Annotated in this window: 20 protein-coding genes; 5 read left to right on the top strand and 15 right to left on the bottom strand. The window is 41.6% G+C overall.

Annotation, left to right across the window (positions count from 1 at the left end):
* Position 1: 1 nt before the first annotated feature.
* From CWC02_RS05695 to murJ, 11 genes are all read right to left on the bottom strand, one after another.
* A complete protein-coding gene (locus tag CWC02_RS05695; protein WP_054561904.1) occupies positions 2-484 on the bottom strand; it encodes a hypothetical protein in 483 nt (160 codons plus the stop codon).
* On the bottom strand, positions 472-1,467 hold the full coding sequence (locus CWC02_RS05690; protein ID WP_138616959.1) for a PilW family protein: 996 nt from the start codon (positions 1,465-1,467) through the stop codon (positions 472-474). Before CWC02_RS05690 ends, CWC02_RS05695 begins: the two co-directional genes overlap by 13 nt.
* Position 1,468: 1 nt before the next feature.
* A complete protein-coding gene (pilV, locus tag CWC02_RS05685; protein WP_138616957.1) occupies positions 1,469-2,023 on the bottom strand; it encodes a type IV pilus modification protein PilV in 555 nt (184 codons plus the stop codon).
* A gap of 182 nt (positions 2,024-2,205) precedes the next feature.
* A complete protein-coding gene (locus tag CWC02_RS05680) occupies positions 2,206-2,916 on the bottom strand; it encodes a LytR/AlgR family response regulator transcription factor (RefSeq protein ID WP_349304105.1) in 711 nt (236 codons plus the stop codon).
* Positions 2,913-3,938 carry a sensor histidine kinase gene (locus CWC02_RS05675; protein WP_138616955.1) on the bottom strand — a complete coding sequence of 342 codons (1,026 nt, stop codon included), beginning with the start codon at positions 3,936-3,938 and terminating at the stop codon, positions 2,913-2,915. The genes CWC02_RS05680 and CWC02_RS05675 overlap by 4 nt, the downstream gene beginning before the upstream one ends.
* 38 nt (positions 3,939-3,976) lie before the next feature.
* Positions 3,977-4,906, bottom strand: a complete 930-nt coding sequence (gene ispH / locus CWC02_RS05670; protein ID WP_138601501.1) for a 4-hydroxy-3-methylbut-2-enyl diphosphate reductase — start codon at positions 4,904-4,906, stop codon at positions 3,977-3,979.
* The gene (gene fkpB, locus CWC02_RS05665; RefSeq protein ID WP_054551758.1) at positions 4,906-5,346 is read right to left on the bottom strand and encodes an FKBP-type peptidyl-prolyl cis-trans isomerase; all 441 of its coding nucleotides are present in this window, start codon (positions 5,344-5,346) and stop codon (positions 4,906-4,908) included. Before fkpB ends, ispH begins: the two co-directional genes overlap by 1 nt.
* Positions 5,343-5,843, bottom strand: coding sequence for a signal peptidase II (gene lspA, locus CWC02_RS05660; protein ID WP_138616953.1), 501 nt, complete (start codon positions 5,841-5,843; stop codon positions 5,343-5,345). Before lspA ends, fkpB begins: the two co-directional genes overlap by 4 nt.
* A gap of 9 nt (positions 5,844-5,852) precedes the next feature.
* Entirely contained in the window at positions 5,853-8,678 is a 2,826-nt protein-coding gene (gene ileS, locus CWC02_RS05655) for an isoleucine--tRNA ligase (RefSeq protein ID WP_054551760.1), read from the bottom strand.
* A 25-nt stretch (positions 8,679-8,703) separates the two neighbouring features.
* Positions 8,704-9,630 (bottom strand): bifunctional riboflavin kinase/FAD synthetase, encoded by a 927-nt coding sequence (ribF, locus tag CWC02_RS05650; protein WP_062564282.1) that lies wholly within the window; start codon positions 9,628-9,630, stop codon positions 8,704-8,706.
* 73 nt (positions 9,631-9,703) lie between these two features.
* Entirely contained in the window at positions 9,704-11,284 is a 1,581-nt protein-coding gene (gene murJ, locus CWC02_RS05645) for a murein biosynthesis integral membrane protein MurJ (RefSeq protein ID WP_268795023.1), read from the bottom strand.
* A gap of 243 nt (positions 11,285-11,527) precedes the next feature.
* Between murJ and rpsT the strand changes: the two genes are divergently transcribed.
* The gene (gene rpsT, locus CWC02_RS05640) at positions 11,528-11,788 is read left to right on the top strand and encodes a 30S ribosomal protein S20 (protein WP_036967030.1); all 261 of its coding nucleotides are present in this window, start codon (positions 11,528-11,530) and stop codon (positions 11,786-11,788) included.
* A 97-nt stretch (positions 11,789-11,885) separates the two neighbouring features.
* Here rpsT and CWC02_RS05635 read toward each other — a convergent pair whose 3' ends face one another.
* Positions 11,886-12,269, bottom strand: a complete 384-nt coding sequence (locus tag CWC02_RS05635; RefSeq protein ID WP_054551762.1) for a response regulator — start codon at positions 12,267-12,269, stop codon at positions 11,886-11,888.
* A 151-nt stretch (positions 12,270-12,420) separates the two neighbouring features.
* Between CWC02_RS05635 and CWC02_RS05630 the strand changes: the two genes are divergently transcribed.
* From CWC02_RS05630 to smrA, 3 genes are all read left to right on the top strand, one after another.
* On the top strand, positions 12,421-12,864 hold the full coding sequence (locus CWC02_RS05630) for a hypothetical protein (RefSeq protein WP_054551763.1): 444 nt from the start codon (positions 12,421-12,423) through the stop codon (positions 12,862-12,864).
* 100 nt (positions 12,865-12,964) lie between these two features.
* Positions 12,965-13,210 carry a hypothetical protein gene (locus CWC02_RS05625; protein ID WP_138616951.1) on the top strand — a complete coding sequence of 82 codons (246 nt, stop codon included), beginning with the start codon at positions 12,965-12,967 and terminating at the stop codon, positions 13,208-13,210.
* A 148-nt stretch (positions 13,211-13,358) separates the two neighbouring features.
* Entirely contained in the window at positions 13,359-13,940 is a 582-nt protein-coding gene (smrA, locus tag CWC02_RS05620; RefSeq protein ID WP_054551764.1) for a DNA endonuclease SmrA, read from the top strand.
* Between the two features lie 61 nt (positions 13,941-14,001).
* On the opposite strand, the gene CWC02_RS21055 is transcribed toward smrA, so the two are convergent.
* Positions 14,002-14,136 carry a hypothetical protein gene (locus tag CWC02_RS21055; RefSeq protein ID WP_262387613.1) on the bottom strand — a complete coding sequence of 45 codons (135 nt, stop codon included), beginning with the start codon at positions 14,134-14,136 and terminating at the stop codon, positions 14,002-14,004.
* A 95-nt stretch (positions 14,137-14,231) separates the two neighbouring features.
* The gene (locus CWC02_RS05615; RefSeq protein ID WP_138616949.1) at positions 14,232-15,152 is read right to left on the bottom strand and encodes a 2-hydroxyacid dehydrogenase; all 921 of its coding nucleotides are present in this window, start codon (positions 15,150-15,152) and stop codon (positions 14,232-14,234) included.
* A gap of 124 nt (positions 15,153-15,276) precedes the next feature.
* Between CWC02_RS05615 and olsF the strand changes: the two genes are divergently transcribed.
* Entirely contained in the window at positions 15,277-16,995 is a 1,719-nt protein-coding gene (gene olsF, locus CWC02_RS05610) for a bifunctional ornithine lipid synthase OlsF (protein ID WP_138616947.1), read from the top strand.
* 47 nt (positions 16,996-17,042) lie between these two features.
* On the opposite strand, the gene dapE is transcribed toward olsF, so the two are convergent.
* A complete protein-coding gene (gene dapE / locus CWC02_RS05605; protein ID WP_138616945.1) occupies positions 17,043-18,221 on the bottom strand; it encodes a succinyl-diaminopimelate desuccinylase in 1,179 nt (392 codons plus the stop codon).
* Between the last annotated feature and the right edge of the window lie 10 nt (positions 18,222-18,231).

Raw genomic sequence — 18,231 nt, 5'->3', positions numbered from 1 at the left:
ATCAACCACCCGTATTCAGGCTCGCCATTTCCTGGGCAACCCCTGTTGTAATCGTCAAAGTATGCTTACTTTTAGTGCCATAGGTAATGGTGGTATCAACTTGAACCATGTTGCAGGAGATACCTGCAGTGAAGTTAAATTTACGCGGACAAGGTAAATCAAGAACACCGTTATTTAAATTTGTCATCGTATTGGTTGCGTCGCCAACCTTTCCCATTGCATAGCCACCATCAGGAATTTCTGCCGCTTTCATTAAAAATGCACTGTCGCCACCCGCGGCAGCTTCGTTTGCAATAACTTGCTGAACAGTTCCTATTAATTCATTTTCTGCTGTTTCTCGCTCTTGGGCTGCATTAGTAATTTTAATATCTATGCTACTACTACTCATCAAAGAAACGGCAATACCTGTAACAGCTACCACCATAATCAAAGCAACGATTAATACCACCCCTTGTTGTTTCTTTTGCAAGGTTAAATGCGCCATAAATTTGCTCCAACATTATTTAAACGAATCGTTGTAGTAAACACCGCCCGACGATAATTATCTGTAAATGTTAGCTCTTTTCTGCTCGCATCTTCACCAAGCGTATATTTTTGATTTTTGACTTTTAGATTCGGGTCAGGCAATAGCGATCTAACTAATAAAAACACTTGCACTGTCAAAATACCACGGCGGTTCTCCCAGTCATTGTTCGTCATTTGACTAATACTTCTATAAGTATCTACACGGCTGTTGTTCGTAGTATCTAGACCAAATACAAAATGCATATTCTCCACGCCTTCCATCACGCTTTCAGTTCTCATCGTTTGGCTAGTAGTTAACCTTTTTCGGCGTAAAATGGGAACTTTAATTGATTGATCATTTATCGTGTATGAGTCTTCAAAGATGTAGTAAACATGATGACGGTAACGCCAAATCGTCGCATTACCATTGATAGTTGAGGCCGCGATTGGGCCTTGTCTAAATTCAGCCCGTTCTTGCTCAGCAATGAAGTAATAATAGTCATTGCTCGTCTGATTAGGTTGGATCTGCAGCCCTTCAAGAAACTTCATCTGTAAAACTTCAGTATTTTTCTTTGCATTGTTGATACAACTAAGCGCAGAACCATCTGAGGTTTCTACAGCATAAACCGAGCGAAAATTACTAGTTGCACTGTCAGCAGGGAAGCTCGCATTATTGAGGCCTTCTGAGCAGTCACCTGTAGGGTTATTTACAGCATTCGTATTGGTATTTTCGTCTGAGAATGAGTCTTCATAGAATGTCCCCCAAAAGCCAATTTGTTCTATATCACGCTGCATGATATTTAAAGCTAACCGACCTGTTTCCTGCAATTCACCAATTGTCATGGTGTCTCGTGTTGTTACTTTCATACTTAAATAAGTAAACATCACCCCACCAAGCACTATGCCGCCAATGAATAAAGCGACCATCATCTCAACAAGTGTAAATCCAGTTTGCTTTTTCATCTTATGACCTTAAGTGTATGTAGCTTTCAAGCACAACTATACGGCGCTTGTCGTTTTGTGTTCCACAATCAATAGCAGCTGTCGCATTATTTGCTTTTTGTTCCTGCCTACCTTGCCAACTGATCACCACCCTTATATTAAATTCACTCGCATTTCCTGCTGCGACTGAGGTGTTATTTATACACACAGTGGCATTATCTAAAGCACCCGTATTTTCACGAGCTTGAATTGCGCGGATCCATTGTTGTTTATCAAACTCAGCTATATTTTTTGCAGTACAAGCGGAATTAAAACATGTCTGAGCTTTGTCGGCTGCTGATTGACTACTAAACTCTCCATTGTATAAACCGGCAAAACCCGAAGAGTCGTTTGCTCTCATACGTTGGATTATGTCATTACCAAGTGCCACAGCAGCTGCACGCTGCATTGAATCAAAGCTAGCTTGTTTTGCTTTAGCTTGTAAGGCCACGGCACCTAATAAACCAAAACTCAAAATAACAAAGGCAATAAGCACTTCAATAAGCGTAAAACCTTTCTGCTCAGAATGTTTAATCATGGTGAAGTTCATTGATACTTTTACATACCATAAGAATATTACGATACAGATAAATAACAATCTGTATATGGACAAGCGGTCATAATGCGCGATAAACGGTACTGAAACTTTCTTCAGAGCAAAGTAATAAACAATAAAGAAGCTGGGACTTTAGGAGATAAGCTGCTGCATTGAGAGTTTTTTTATTTACCCATTACAGCTTTTACATTTTTAAGCTCTCGACGACTAACAGACAAAGGCTCTTTAAACTGCTTCATCGTGACTGTATGTCCACCAGAAGAAGGACTATTAAGGCTTACAATTTGTTGCTTATTGACAAGTGTATTACGATGAATTCTAAGTAGCTGCAGAGGATAGGTTTGCTCAAGTTGTTTTAAACTTTGCTCAACAAGTGCCTCACCTTCAAAAAACACCACCCGCGTGTATTTTTGCTCTGCAATACAGCAAATAACATCATCTATATTTACTCTTCTTAATACGCCTGCAAGTTGATAACAAATATAGTTATTTTCAGGTGTTAATACTTGAGTTCGGTTTAATTTACTAAGCTGCGCCATTGCTTTTGTTAAAGCTTGCTCGGATACAGGTTTAACTAAATAGCCATCTACTGCGAGCTCAAATGCAGTTAACGCATACTCAGGATGCGCTGTTAAAAACATCACTGCTGGGGGGATCGAAAACTGTTTTAGTTCAGCAGCTACTTCAAGGCCCGACTGCTTGGGCATATTAATATCCAGCATCACTAAATCAGGCTGGAGCTGCTTACAAAGTTCAATCACCTGTTCGCCGTTACTGGCTTCACCTACAACTGTGCAAAGTTCGTTGGTAGCTAATAAACGTTTAATACGCGCCCTTGCTAAAGGCTCGTCATCAGCAATTAAAATTTTTATCATGCGCTTCTCTTCTTAGGTATCACCAGTTTCACCCTAAAGATCTCATCACGAACAGTCGTAGTCAGTTGCGCTTTTTGATGATAGAAAAGTGACAAACGCTGGCGGATGTTTTCAAGTGCCATACCGTTGCCTGCTCGTGAATGGCTCCCTTGCTTCGCTACAGGGTTAGTTATAATGAAAGTATAAGCTTTGTTCGATTGATACATCTCGACAGAAATGTTGCCCTGCTCTGCTGGCTCTACGCCATAAAAAACCGCATTTTCAATAATCGGCTGTATTGTCAGACACGGAATATCTATATCTGGTAACTCATCCGGTAATTGCCAGCTTAATGCTAGGCGTTCGCCATAGCGCCAACGTTCAAGTGCCACATACTGCTGGCATAAAGTGATTTCATCAGCAAGCTTTATGGCTTTGCCGCTGCGCATTGCGGCCTGCGACAGCGCCGCCAGCGCCAAAATTGCTTGTTCAGCCGCCTCAGCATCATAATGGGTAAGCTCAGCAGCAGTGTTTAAACTATTAAACAAAAAGTGAGGGCGTATTCTTGCTTGTAATGCATCAAGTTCAGCCTGCGCTAACGCTTTCGTTTGTTGCTCTTTTTGATTATGAATAAGCAGGAATTGGCTGAACAACGCGGTGACCAAAAATATGATCAGTAAATTACTGACAATAAAGTTAGCTCTCGACTCCATAGCGAACACATCTGAAAACACAGACAAAAACAGCCAGCTAAAAACAGACGTTAATGCCAGTAAAGTGGATATCAGAATGAATAACTGTTTAGGGTGCGACAGCTTTGTAAGTAGAGCCCGGCATACATACAGTAACGACAAGCTTGAAAGAAAAATTAGATGTAAAAAGCAGCTAAATATAGCTAGACGTAACCAAACATCACCTAAGCTCATTGGTGAAAAGGCGAGTAAAATAGCAATGACTTGGCTGACGATCAGTGTGGCAAGGACACCACGAGATTGAAAAAGAGCCGCAATCAGCAAGCCGTTTGAATTAGGCTGTTTGCTCATGGGCTCCTCTTTTAACTGTTGACTACTATTTGCTTAGATTAGCGTAGCTCAACAGGAACGGCAAATACTATGTTCTCTTCTTCGCCAGGATTTTCAACAACTTGATTGCCACCCAATTCTTTTAGACGAGCAATAACTTGTTGAACTAAAACTTCTGGTGCAGATGCACCTGCAGTAACACCCACCGCATTTACATTGTTGAACCAATCAGCTTCAAGATTACTTGCATCATCAATCAAATAAGCCGTAGTGCCCATTTTATCGGCAAGCTCACGTAAACGATTAGAGTTAGAGCTATTTTTAGCCCCAACTACAAGCAATACATCCACTTTATCAGCTAAGTCACGCACTGCATCTTGACGGTTTTGCGTAGCATAACAAATGTCATCTTTACGCGGGCCATCAATTGCTGGAAACTTAGTGCGTAATGCATCAATCACATCTGCTGTATCATCTACAGATAACGTTGTTTGGCTACAGTAAAACAGGTTCTCAGGGTTTTTAACCGTTAAGTTTGCAACATCTTCTGGCGTTTCTACTAAGTAAATACCACCTGCTTCGTTATCGTACTGCCCCATTGTACCTTCTACTTCTGGATGACCATGATGGCCAATTAACACACACTCAGTACCTTTACGGCTTGCACGTGTTACTTCCATATGTACTTTTGTTACCAACGGGCAGGTTGCATCAAATACTTTAAGGTCACGTCGCTTTGCCTCGCTTCGAACAGCTTGTGATACACCATGCGCACTAAAGATAACAATGCTGTCGTCAGGAACCTGATCTAGCTCTTCAACAAAGACTGCACCGCGATTTTTCAAGCCATCAACAACATATCGGTTGTGAACGACTTCATGACGCACATAGATTGGCTTTTCAAAGATATCGAGTGCGCGCTCCACAATACTGATTGCACGATCAACGCCTGCGCAAAAACCACGTGGGTTCGCTAATAAAATATCCATTAACCTGTTACCTCTAAAATATCGACTTCAAAGGTTAAGCGTTGCCCTGCAAGTGGGTGGTTAAAGTCAATAGTAACTGACTCACCTTGCACTTCACGAACAAGACCAGGTAACTCTGTACCATCAGGCTGAGTAAAGGCAATAATATTACCTACTTCAGCAGGCGTGTCTGCACCAAACTTGCTGCGGTCAACATAGTAGATGTTATCTGGATTTGGCTGACCAAATGCATCTTCTGGCTCTAATGCAAATGACTTACTTTCACCAGCCGCTAAACCGAGTAAGCACTTTTCAAAGTTTGCTGTCAGGCTGCCATCACCCATTCGCAATTTTGCAGGTTTATTATGTACTTTAGTTGAATCGGCTGCTGAGCCATCTTCTAACTTAATTGAGAAATGAAAGATCACTTCAGAGTTTTCACCAATTACAGCTTGGCTCATGCTTGTTGCTCCTTAGGACTTTCGCCTGTGAAGGCATCAAATAAAAGTAATGCGGCACCGATACAAATCGCACAATCGGCAATATTAAAAACAGGAAAGTGCCAGTTTTCGTAATATACATGCAGGAAGTCAATAACATAGCCATACGCGATTCGGTCGTATAAATTGCCTATTGCACCGGCTAAAACTAACGCATAAGCAGAACATAATACCTTGTTAGACGCAGGTAAACGTTTCAGCCACCGCACTAAAAGCACACTGATCGACACTGCAATCAAACTAAAGAACCAGCGCTGCCAGCCACCTGAATCACTCAAAAAGCTAAATGCCGCACCATAGTTGTGTACATAGGTGAAGTTAAAGAATGGCAGAATATCTATCGACTCTTGATAGGCCATGGTATTAACGACAAGTGATTTTGTCGCATAGTCTACTACCAAAAGCAGTAGACTAAGCCATAACCAAACCAAGCCACTTTTTCCGGCTAGTTTGCTCACAAACAACTCCTATGCGAACTGACGCTGTTCACCATCGCCGTCAACATTGCTTACACAACGGCCACAGATTTCAGGGTGTGCAGGATCAGCACCTACATCATCACAGTAATGCCAACAACGCTCACATTTTTCAGCGGTTGTTGCGGCAACTTTAATGTATAAGCCATCAATTTCTGTAGCTTGCGTATCCTCTGGCTGCGTAGTCACAGTTTCGACTGTCACGCCTGAAGTTAATAGTACAAAGCGCAGTTCATCACCTAATGCAGCTAATTTCGCACTTAACTCTTCACCTGCATAGATGCTTACGTTTGCTTGTAGAGTTGCACCAATAACTTCTTCTTTACGCGCCGCTTCTAGCACACGGTTTACTTCATCACGAACGTTTAGGATTGTTAACCAATCATCGTTGCTGAACTTACCTTGTGAAGAAGCTTGTAAGCCATCGTACCACACAGAAGTGAATACAAACTTGTCACGCTCACCTGGTAATGCTTCCCAGATTTCTTGCGCAGTGAAGCTTAAGATCGGTGCCATCCAACGGGTCATTGCTTCAGCAATGTGATAAAGCGCAGTTTGACATGAACGACGCGCATGGCTGTCGCTTTTCGCTGTGTATTGACGATCTTTGATTACGTCTAGGTAGAACGAACCAAGCTCACCAGTACAGAAGTTCATTAGCTTTTGCGTTACAAGTAGCATTTGGTACTTGTCGTAAGCCGCTAAGATTTCATCTTGCAGTTCAGCTGCACGGCCCACAATCCAACGGTCAAGCTCAACCATGTCTTCAATAGCAACTTGATCTGTTTTTGGATCAAAACCACTTAAGTTCGCAAGTAAATAACGGCTCGTATTACGAATACGACGATAACGGTCTGCTGAACGTTTAAAGATTTCATCAGATACAGTCATTTCAGCTGTAAAGTCAGTTGATGCAACCCATAAACGTAAGATGTCAGCACCTAGTTTGTTCATCACGTTTTGTGGTGAAATTACGTTGCCTAATGACTTAGACATCTTACGGCCATTTTCATCAACCGTGAAACCATGTGTTAGCACTTGCTTGTATGGCGCATGACCATTGATAGCAACCGATGTCATCATTGACGACATAAACCAACCACGGTGTTGATCAGAACCCTCTAAGTAAAGATCAGCAGGACCGGTTAAATCTTCACGTGCATCAACCACACATGCGTGAGTCACACCTGAGTCAAACCATACATCTAGCGTATCTTGAACTTTCATGTATTGCTCAGCGTCATCGCCAAGTAAAGTAGCTGGATCTAAGTCATACCAAGCTTGAATACCTGATTTTTCAACTAATTTCGCCGCTTCTTCGATAAGCTCTTGTGTATTCGGGTGAAGCGCACCAGTGTCTTTATCAACGAATAATGCAATTGGCACACCCCATGTACGTTGACGTGAAATACACCAATCAGGACGGCCTTCAACCATGTTTGCAATGCGGCTCTCGCCCCACTCAGGTAACCACTCAGTCTTTTTGATTTCGTTTAATGAATCTTGACGAAGGTTAGCTTGGTCCATACTTACGAACCACTGTGGCGTAGCACGGAAGATAATAGGTGTTTTATGACGCCAGCAATGTGGGTAGCTGTGCGTAAGCGCATGATGATGCAATAACGCATTGTTTTCAGTTAATACGTCAATGACGCTCGCATTCGCTTTGAATACGTGCTGACCTGCAAACATTGGTGTGTCAGGTAAATAAACACCGTTAGCACCAACAGGGTTAGCTACTTCTAAACCATAAGCAAGACCTGCCGCGAAATCTTCTTGACCGTGACCTGGTGCAGTATGAACAACACCAGTACCAGAATCAGTCGTTACGTGATCAGCCACAATCACAGGCACTGTGAAGTCATAGAATGGGTGAGCAACCTGTAAGTTCTCAAGTGCAGCACCTTTTACATAACCGAGTACGTGGTAATGTTTGAAGCCATAACGGTCCATAGCATCTTTAACTAGCTCAGAACCTAAAATTAGACGTTGCTGTGCACCTTCGTCATCAATTTGTACAAGGGCATACTCAAGCTTTTCGTGAACGGCTACTGCACGGTTAGCTGGTAATGTCCACGGTGTTGTCGTCCAGATAACAGTACTAACTGCACCGGTACCTTCATGGCCTTCAGCAAGTTCAAACGCATTGATTACAGCATCTTGATCAGCAAACTGAAAACGTACATCGATTGCTGGAGATTGTTTATCTTGGTATTCAACTTCCGCTTCAGCAAGTGCTGAACCACAATCTGTACACCAGTGAACAGGCTTAGCACCTTTGTGTAAGTGACCATTTTTAATGATGCGACCAAGCACGCGAATTGCGTTCGCTTCAAAGTCAAAGTTCATTGTTAAGTAAGGCTTGTCCCAGTCACCAAATACACCAAGACGTTTAAAGTCTGTTTTTTGACCTTCGACTTGTTTTTTGGCGTATGCGCGACATTTTTCACGGAACTCAGCAGCAGACACTTTCACGCCTGGCTTGCCTACTTTCTTTTCAACCATTAATTCAATTGGTAAACCGTGACAGTCCCAACCCGGCACGTAAGGTGCGTCGAAGTCAGACAAGGTTTTTGACTTAACAATAATATCTTTAAGAATTTTGTTTACCGAGTGGCCTAAATGGATATCACCGTTTGCATACGGAGGGCCGTCATGCAAAATGAAGGTTTTTTTACCTTTTTTAGCGCTGCGAATTTGACCGTAAAGATCGTCTTCATACCATGTCTTAAGCATCTTTGGTTCACGTTGTGCCAAATTGCCGCGCATTGGAAACGCTGTTTCCGGTAAATTCAAAGTATGTTTGTAGTCGCTCATTAATCCTACTTTCCGTATCGGCTACCTAATTTAAACCAAAACACTGCTTAGCGGCGGTTACATCATCTGCAATCTGCGCCGTCAGTTGTGTTAATGTCTCGAATTTTTTCTCATCGCGAAGCTTTTTAATTAGCTCCACGTGCATAAATTGTCCGTAAATGTCTTGCGCAAAGTCGAAAAGATGAACCTCTAACAATGCGCGTGTCCCATTAAATGTGGGTTTGTTGCCAATATTTGCAACCCCATATAATTCTTTATCACCCACTTTTGCTCTTACCGCAAATACCCCATTTACTGGGCATACTTGGCGTTTTAGCGCTATGTTGGCCGTTCTGAACCCTAATTCACGACCTTTCGCCCAGCCATGAATAACACGCCCAGAAATCGCATAGCCATGACCTAACATGGTTTTTGCATCTTCCAATTGCCCTGCAGCAAGCGCATGGCGAATAAGGGTACTACTTACTCTATCATTGAGTCTGCGAAAACTTGCAGTACTTTTCACATCCATGTTCAGCTCAGCGCCCATGGTTTTTAGTAACGCAAAATCTCCACGACGACGTTTGCCAAAACAAAAGTCATCACCAACAGTTAATGCTTTAACGCCTAGCTTTTCAACCAGTACTTGGCTGACAAACTGTTCTGCTTCCATGTTGGCAAATTGCTGATTGAAGCTAATACAAATCACTCGTTCCACGCCTAATTTAGCAAGCAAACTGAGCTTATCACGTAGTCGAGTTAAACGCGCGGGTGCATTATCTTTGGCAAAAAACTCTTGTGGCTGAGGCTCAAATAACATCACGGTACTTGGCAATTGATGCTTTTCTGCGTCTTGCAGCAAGCCTTTAATCACTTCTGCATGACCTAAGTGCACGCCATCAAAATTACCAATGGTCAACACACAGCCATAATGCTGCGCGCGAATATTGTGAATACCTCTAATTAACTCCATGCCACCTTTTTGCCTTTATCAGCGAGCCCAAAACATTGATATCGGGCTTGAAGCGCCGATTATAATCTTTTTTTTAGTTTGATTCAGTAGTTGCAACACTTTTTATCGTATTTAGTCGCACACCTAGAATGAATAAGGCCGCAAAGTAAACAAAAACCGCCAGCACTAATAATCCACTCAACAGCAGCACTTGCTCAGTAAAGTGCCATGCTTTCCAGGCAAATTGCTGGCCCACATACCATACAGATGCGGCCATTAATAAACTTGAAAACAAACACTTAAAGGTGAAACCAAGGCTCATCGCAGAAAACTGATAAACGCCTTCTTTACGTAGTTGATGATACAACAAATAGGCATTACAACTGGCCGACATCGCGGTTGCTAACGCTAACCCCAAATAGCCAATAAATGGAGCTAGCATAATGTTAAACACCATATTTAACACCAGTGTTTTAATACCAATTTTTACGGGGGTTTTAGTATCTTGACGCGAATAAAAGCCCGGTGCTAACACCTTGATTAACATAAAGCTAACCAGTCCAACTGAGTAGGCCATGACACCGTAACTTACCGCTTTTACATGATCAATTTCACCGTCCTGAAATGCACCATGATCAAATAAAACCGTAATAATGAGCGGGCTTATCACCATTAAACCAAACATAGCAGGCAAGCCTAAGAAAATAACAAATCTCACCCCCCAATCCAGGGTTAGCTGAAAATCTTTTGTGCTTTTAGTGCTATGTAGCTTAGACAATGCGGGTAAAATTACCGTCGCGATACCGATACCGAATAAGCCAAGAGGAAACTCAATTAAACGGTCTGAGTAGTAAAGCCACGCGATAGAGCCGGTCATCAACATTGAGGCAATCATGGTGTCGAGCAACAGGTTTATTTGACTGATAGACACGCCAAACAAGGCTGGTAGCATGAGTTTTCGCACTTTTTTAACGTTTTCATCTTGCCAGCCCCATTTTGGGCGGCTCAGCATACGGGCACGGTACAAAAATGGCAACTGAAACAGTAACTGCACTACCCCCCCAACAAATACGCCAATGGCAAGGGCATAAGCCCCAACTGAAAATTTATCGTGTAATAAAACTGCGCAGCTAATAATCGATATATTCAACAGCACAGGTGTAAACGCTGCAACAGCAAAGCGATTATAGACGTTCATGACCGCACCGCTCAGGGCAACCAAACTCACGAAAAATAAATAAGGGAAAGTCAGCTTTAACAGTGCACTGGCCAGTACGAACTTTTCGGCATTTTCGCCTCCTTGCCACCAATCAATAAACCAGCCAGTTCCAAATAAGGCCGCTATAACTGGAGAAGCAATAACTCCGAACAGGGTAACAATTAATAAAATAGTTCCTAACGTACCGGCTGCTTGAGCTACAAACAACCGGACTTTGTCATCGCCTTGTTGTTCTTTTATCTCAGATAAAACCGGCACAAATGCTTGGGCAAAGGCTCCTTCAGCAAATAAGCGTCTTAGGAAATTAGGAATTCGATTGGCAAATAAAAACACATCCGCAGCAGCACTGGCACCTAGGAGATTCGCCACAACCGCATCTCTTACTAACCCTAAAATACGCGAGATCATCGTCATTGCACTAACAATCATCCCAGAACGAAATAATCCTTTTGCCACCTTAAACCCATTATCAAAAAACTTCTAAGATGGGCGATTATGCCTAAAATATCTTTAAAGCACTAGGCTCGAACCCGACCCTTTGTTACAATGGCGATATTAACTGCTAAAGCGGCAAATTGATGTTCGTTATAAGGAGCAGTTTTTCTTGAGATGTCAAAATTTCGTTGACATTCATGATAAAAACAGGCATATTCCACGGCCTTTAAATTAAGCTTATTTTAAGATTGTTAGGAGCAAACCTTGGCTAACATCAAGTCTGCAAAAAAACGCGCTATTACGAGCGAAAAAAATCGTCAACATAACGCAAGCCGTCGTTCAATGATGCGTACTTACTTCAAAAAAGTAGTTGCTGCAATTGAAGCGGGCGACAAAGAAGCTGCACAAGCGGCATTCGCTGTTGCAACACCTATCCTAGACCGTTACGCAACTAAAGGTCTAATCCACAAGAACAAAGCAGCTCGTCATAAGAGCCGTTTAGCAGCTAAAATCAAGGCGCTATAATTTGTTTTTGATGAATATGAAAAACCGGCTTTTGCCGGTTTTTTTTTTGTTTGTAATTTAACAAGGCACTTTTCTAAATGCCCCAATAGTTAATTAGCTAGACAATTTCTAGTTCTGGGTAAAACTTTTTCAGCATTGCCGCAATTTTCTTAGGTGTAAACGGTTTTACTACAAATCCTTTAGCGCCCTTTTCAATTGCTTCTTTAACGTTTTCTACTGTTGAATGAGCCGAAACCATCACGACATTGGCTTCGGGCGAAATTTCATTAATTTGCGTGATAATCTCTTTACCATCTCCATCGGGTAATTCAATATCTAGAAAAATTATATTGAACTCTTTCTCTTTACATGCGCTTAAACACTGTGCGGCTGTAGAAGCTTCACGTACATTATCGATACCAAGGTGCATTAATGTTTGATTTAGAAAACTGCGGACCGTACCTACGTCGTCCACAATTAGAATTGAAAGCTGCGTATCCATACTATTCCTCTTAAACTATGAAGATAAACACTCATTGCACTGTAGAGTGTAACGCATTTAAGCTATGAGTGATTTGAATTTGACTATTATATCAAAAACTTCGTTATAATCTCATTATAGAGACCTATATTTAAAAGGCCAGATAAGCTTTATGTCTAATAAAATAAAAAAACAATCTTTACTTGGTAAAGCTCCTGCACGAAAGAAACCAACACAAGCAAAGCGCCAAAGACCAGTAAACCAACAACAAGCGCGCGCACAAGCTGCTCAGCACAGTGCTCCTGAAGTAGAACTTAAGAAAAGCAAAACACGGTGGTATGCACTCGCAGCAGTTGTATTAATTCTGCTAATTACGCCAAAACCCGTGTTAATCACTTACGAAAAGCTAGGTATGGTCTCACAAAGTATATTTTGGCCCGGGGTTTTTGGTTATGGTGCAAACTTATTTGATTCTACTCTTAGCCCCCGTGCAGACCTAAGCCGCAACATTATTTACCTGTGCCAAGATAAGCGTAAACCAGACACCTGTCAGAAGTACCGAGTTACAGAACAAAATGGATTTTTTGCAGCGATGAAAAAGCTGATAATGGATTAAAAAATCTAATCCGAAAATTTAAAATTACTTGGTTGAAAGCTGTGTAAAAGATCACCATAATGGCGCTCCTTTTTCAACACAGACACGATCAGATACGACCATGCTAAACGAGCTAGATTGGCTTTTAAACTTAACGTTACTTGCACTAGGACTAGGTGCATTTTTTATTAACCAGCTAACATTACTGCGTTTTGCAGCGATTAGCGCGTGTAGTTTATTATTTTTATCGTTTAGTTTAAATCTGATGTCATCAAGCGTAATATCAAACATGAGCTTGGTGTTGATCAACACATTTTATTTATTCAAGGTCTACACATTTGGCCAGTTGAATATTAATCAAGGTTAATCTTCCCCTAAGATAAATTGATAGAATAGGCTATATCATCTATCAGCATTTATGCCCAAGCAGTCCCCTGCTTGGGCTTTTTTTTACTTACAAAATGGTTGAACTGAGATACCATAAACGGCGTATATAAATAATTTGGAGGTACCTTATGTCATTAAACGACTTCGACTTATTTCTCTCATCTATGGAAGACGTAAAACCTCTTAAGCATGACACTGTTCAATTTGATTCCACCAAGCAAGGCCCTTCTTTAGCGCAACAAGAAAAACGTAAAGCAGCTGAGTGTGATTTAGCAATTGATGAAAACTATTTACGCAGCGAGTTCGTCGAGCTGTTAGATCCTCATGCCATATTGGCATTTAAAAAAGATGGCGTACAAGGCCAAGTATATAAAAACTTACGCTTAGCTAAATATCAACTCGATGCCACGCTTGATTTGCATGGTCAGCCTCTTCAACGTGCACGTAGTACGTTATTTAATTTTATCGATGACTGTCATAAACGAAATATTCGTGTCGTACTTATTCGCCATGGGATTGGTATCAAAAATAAATCACAGCCCGGTATTTTAAAGAGCTATACCAATAAGTGGCTGCAAGAAATTCCAGCGGTTTTAGCCTTTCACAGTGCCCTTAAGCATCATGGTGGTAGTGGTGCAACGTATGTGATGATTAAAAAATCTGACGAGAAGAAACACGAGAACAGAGAAATCCACTCAAAAAGAAGTTAGTTGAATAAGCGATTAAAGTGCAGCATCTAAACGTGCTGCACTCGATGAGCATGCCGTGTGGTTATGATTGACTAACTTCAATGTCCTGAACTGGTTGCTCCGATGCATTAGCTTGGTTAAACCATGCTGACACACCTAAAACGATAACTGACACGACGACCAGACTAAATTTAGCTCCACTTTGATTAGATTTCATAACGCCTCTTTTATTATTGTTTTTTTATTGAGCAACTCCAGAATAGCAAAATTACAGATGTTAACAAGACGTTTATTAAACAAATTTATAATGTGTCAATAACCTTTTGTTCTATCAACCTGATTTATTAACTCTTTACCTTCAGTTAATCTTTTAGCATTACCTGCAATTTGCAACGAGACAGACTCTAAATCTGAAATTGCAGCACAGTGAGGCGTTAAGGTCACCTTTTGATGAGACCAGTAAGAGTGCGCCTGAGGTAAAGGCTCTTCGCTGAATACATCAAGGGTGGCGCCACGTAATTGCTCACTATTAAGTGCCTCGAGTAAATCTTCATCGACAACATGTTTGCCTCTGGCAACATTAATTAGCACCGCATGGCTTTGTAGTTTACCCAGCAGTGATTTATTGATAATGCCCTGAGTGTGTTGGTTAAGTGGTAGTAAGCACACGAGATAATCAATTTGACCGAGCATGTCATCTAACCCCTGCTGTGAGTAATAGGTGCTTACTTCAACGTCGTGTTTTTCACTATTAGACCAAGCACTCACTTGAAAACCATTTGCGAGTAAACGCTTTGCACAGGCTTTGCCTAATTCGCCGTAACCTAAGATACCCACATGTTGATGTGAATACGCTCGCTTTGGCTTCCAAGTACCCGCTGATTGTTTTAAATAATATTCTTTGAGTCTCAGCTTGTGCGCCAATACATGACCCAATACATACTCTGCCATATCATTAGCAAGGTTATCATCAACAATTCTAACAACAGGAATATGCGCTGCTATCTTTGTTAAGTCGATGCTATCAACGCCTGCACCAAATGAAGAAACTGCTTTTAAATTTACTAGTTTAGGCCATAAATCAGCGGGCGCATTCCAGGCCAGTACAAACTCTACGGCTTCGTAGTCTGTGCACTCAGACCAAAGCTGTACGTCAATCTCTGGTAATAACGCTTGTAATCGAGCAATTAATTGGCTGCAATCTCGGCCTGTTACAGCTACAAGTAAAATCATTGTCTTCTCCATTTTAGCCTCGAACACGAAGCGCTCTTTAAAAAGTCACACAACTGCAACCTAACTGTCACAGCGAACTCTTACCCTAACCTCATCGCTAAATGCGTTTATGTTTGAGGTTTGTATGATCAGTGTTGATAAAGTAATAGAAGCAAATTTACCACAATTAGAAAATTCGCCAAAAGTAAAAGGCTTAGTAAAGAAAGGTCTGGGTTATTTATTACATGAGCAAGAATTTGTTGCCTTTGGTGATGCATACCCACACTTACAAGGACTTGAGTTTGTAGAGCAAGTACTTGATGAGCTTGACTTTGACACGCGCTACAAGCCAAAGCAAATGGAACATATTCCTAGTGAAGGTAATGTCGTTATTGTGGCAAACCACCCTATCGGCTCTCTTGATGCATTAGCGCTGATAAAAGTCTTATCAAGTGTGCGCCCCGACTTAAAAGTCGTTGCAAACCGCATGCTGATGTCAATCACTCCGATGCACTCGTTACTCCTTCCCGTTGATAACCTCTCTGGTACGAGTAAAAAGAAAGAACTCGCTAATATCCAGCAACACTTAAAATCAGACGGTGCATTATTAATCTTTCCTGCAGGTGAGGTATCGCGCTTAAGTCCAACAGGAATTAAAGACTGTAAGTGGAACAGTGGTTTTTTACGTATGGCAAAAAAAGCCAACGCACCTATTTTGCCTATTTACATCAAAGCGAAAAACAGCCCGTTATTCTACGGCACCTCAATGATCTACAAACCCTTAGCCAGTTTGTTATTAGTCAAAGAGATGTTCAAACAACGACAAAAATCATTAGAGTTTGAAATTGGCGCGTCCATCCCACCTGAGTCATATTTAATCGAAAATTTAAAAGATAAAGAAATAGCTCAGTTGATAAGAAAACAACTGTATCGACTTATCACAAAAAAACCGCTGCCGTTAAAAACGCAAACCCCCATTGCCAGTCCTGAAGCAACAAAAGACCTTAAAAAAGCCATTGAAGAGTGTGAGCTATTAGGTGAAACCTCTGATGGTATGAAAATTTATTTATATCAATACTGTGGTAGCTCACCGATTTTCCGTGAACTAGGACGACTTCGTGAAATTGCGTTTCGGGCAGTCGGTGAAGGCAGTGGTAAACGCCGTGATATAGATAAATACGACATGGATTATCAACACCTCGTTCTGTGGGATGCTAAGCAACTTGAACTAGTCGGCGCATACCGACTTGCCTGCGCACAAGACGTTATACAAAAACATGGCCGCAAAGGTTTATATACTGACAGCCTATTTAGCTACAGCGATGATATGACACCGTATTTTGAAAAAGGCATTGAGCTCGGTCGCAGTTTTGTGCAACCCAAATACTGGGGCAGAAAGAGCCTAGATTATTTGTGGTTTGGCATTGGCGCATTTGTGAACCGCTACCCGCAATATCGCTATTTGTTTGGCGCGGTCAGTGTGTCAAACGCGCTCCCCGAGCAAGCTAAATCGCTATTGGTTCACTATTACCAGCATTATTATGGTGCTAAACAAGTATTAGCCATTCCAAACAATGAATATCGCCATACCGAATCACAAAAAGAGCAATGTGCTCAGTTATTTGCTGGGGATGATATTAAAGAAGATTTTGTTGAGCTTAAGCATGTGCTTGCCAATATTGGTGCGCAAGTCCCAACCTTATTCAAACAATACACAGAGCTTTGTGAGCCAGGAGGCGTACAGTTTTTAAGTTTTAGCATCGACCCTGAGTTCAATAATTGCATTGATGGATTAGTGCTTGTCGACTTAGATAAAGTAAAAGCGAGTAAAGCCAAACGATACTTAGGGCAGCCACGCGAATAGTCGTTATAAAATAGCTTAAAAAAGTCGGCATATTCGCCGACTTTTTTTTAACTAAATATATTTCTAAGCGCAGCTAAATATATTTGTTCAATAGCTTTTAAATCTGCGATAGGAACATGCTCATTAACTTGATGAATGGTATGGTTTCGCACGCCACATTCAATCACTTGCGTGTGCTCATTAGCAAAAAAGCGACCATCTGATGTGCCACCACTGGTACTAAGCATAGGGAAGCTGCCTGTTACTTCATGCACGGCTTGTTCAAGCTGCTGCAATAAGCAATTGCTGGCTTGATGCAGGGTATAAAATGATTCACACGGACGCTCCCAAACAAGCGTTAGCTGTGATGCTAGATCTGCCAATGCAAACTGAATTTCTTCTTTGATGTCTTTACTTTTGTAGCCATGACTATAACGTACGTTAAACGTGAGCTCACATTGAGCAGGAACAAGATTATCGACCACATTGGCAATATTAATTCCGGTCACTTGCAGTGTTGTAGCCGAACTTGTTTCATCTTTGTGCCAGCTAATTGCCGTTAAGCGCTTCACAACCTCTGCACTTAAATGTGCAGCGTTTATGGTGTTTTCTGGATAAGCAACATGCCCAGCTTTACCTTGAATAGATAATCGAGCAGACAAAGCGCCTCTTCTGCCATTTTTAATGGTATCACCCACATGCTGATGACTCGTCGGCTCGCCTACTAAGCAACCATCTAGCACAACACCTTGTTTGGCTAACCGCTCAGCAATCAGTAAGGATCCGTATTCAGCTTCGCCCTCTTCATCTGAGGTAATTAACCAGTAAAATGTGCCGCGTTTATTGCTATTTTGCGCTAAAAAGCGTTTTGTTGCGCAAAGCATAGCAGCAACGCCGCCTTTCATATCTGCTGCGCCGCGGCCATAGACACTGCCATCGACTATCTCACCACTAAAAGGATCAATTCGCCAATCACCTTCTGCAGCTGGTACCACATCAATATGGCCAGAAAAAGCAACGATAGGGCCTTCACCAAAGGTGATTTTAGCAATTAAATTAGTAACATGATTAAAGCTAAATACCTCACAATCAAAGCCGAGCTGGCTTAAGTTACCTTCAAGCCAATCAATTGCACCAGCTTGAGCGGGCGTTACCGATTTAAATCGGAGCAAGGTTTGTAATGTTTCAACCACCTCAGATTGCACCGACTGGTGCGTTACTAACTCTGCATTTGATATCAAACTCATAATAACCCTA

Origin of the sequence: Pseudoalteromonas sp. S2721 (assembly GCF_005887425.1) — a bacterium.
Lineage (GTDB): Bacteria > Pseudomonadota > Gammaproteobacteria > Enterobacterales > Alteromonadaceae > Pseudoalteromonas > Pseudoalteromonas simplex.
Note: the sequence above shows the minus strand (reverse complement) of the source record. Positions and strands in the feature narration are given on the sequence as shown.

What these genes read in the sequence shown, in the direction of transcription:
- CWC02_RS05695 (WP_054561904.1), bottom strand. Translation starts at nt 484, where the DNA reads ATGGCGCATTTAACCTTGCAAAAGAAACAACAAGGGGTGGTATTAATC.
- CWC02_RS05690 (WP_138616959.1), bottom strand. Translation starts at nt 1,467, where the DNA reads ATGAAAAAGCAAACTGGATTTACACTTGTTGAGATGATGGTCGCTTTA.
- pilV (WP_138616957.1), bottom strand. Translation starts at nt 2,023, where the DNA reads ATGATTAAACATTCTGAGCAGAAAGGTTTTACGCTTATTGAAGTGCTT.
- CWC02_RS05680 (WP_349304105.1), bottom strand. Translation starts at nt 2,916, where the DNA reads ATGATAAAAATTTTAATTGCTGATGACGAGCCTTTAGCAAGGGCGCGT.
- CWC02_RS05675 (WP_138616955.1), bottom strand. Translation starts at nt 3,938, where the DNA reads ATGAGCAAACAGCCTAATTCAAACGGCTTGCTGATTGCGGCTCTTTTT.
- ispH (WP_138601501.1), bottom strand. Translation starts at nt 4,906, where the DNA reads ATGGATATTTTATTAGCGAACCCACGTGGTTTTTGCGCAGGCGTTGAT.
- fkpB (WP_054551758.1), bottom strand. Translation starts at nt 5,346, where the DNA reads ATGAGCCAAGCTGTAATTGGTGAAAACTCTGAAGTGATCTTTCATTTC.
- ileS (WP_054551760.1), bottom strand. Translation starts at nt 8,678, where the DNA reads ATGAGCGACTACAAACATACTTTGAATTTACCGGAAACAGCGTTTCCA.
- ribF (WP_062564282.1), bottom strand. Translation starts at nt 9,630, where the DNA reads ATGGAGTTAATTAGAGGTATTCACAATATTCGCGCGCAGCATTATGGC.
- CWC02_RS05635 (WP_054551762.1), bottom strand. Translation starts at nt 12,269, where the DNA reads ATGGATACGCAGCTTTCAATTCTAATTGTGGACGACGTAGGTACGGTC.
- CWC02_RS05630 (WP_054551763.1), top strand. Translation starts at nt 12,421, where the DNA reads ATGTCTAATAAAATAAAAAAACAATCTTTACTTGGTAAAGCTCCTGCA.
- CWC02_RS05625 (WP_138616951.1), top strand. Translation starts at nt 12,965, where the DNA reads ATGCTAAACGAGCTAGATTGGCTTTTAAACTTAACGTTACTTGCACTA.
- smrA (WP_054551764.1), top strand. Translation starts at nt 13,359, where the DNA reads ATGTCATTAAACGACTTCGACTTATTTCTCTCATCTATGGAAGACGTA.
- CWC02_RS21055 (WP_262387613.1), bottom strand. Translation starts at nt 14,136, where the DNA reads ATGAAATCTAATCAAAGTGGAGCTAAATTTAGTCTGGTCGTCGTGTCA.
- CWC02_RS05615 (WP_138616949.1), bottom strand. Translation starts at nt 15,152, where the DNA reads ATGATTTTACTTGTAGCTGTAACAGGCCGAGATTGCAGCCAATTAATT.
- olsF (WP_138616947.1), top strand. Translation starts at nt 15,277, where the DNA reads ATGATCAGTGTTGATAAAGTAATAGAAGCAAATTTACCACAATTAGAA.
- dapE (WP_138616945.1), bottom strand. Translation starts at nt 18,221, where the DNA reads ATGAGTTTGATATCAAATGCAGAGTTAGTAACGCACCAGTCGGTGCAA.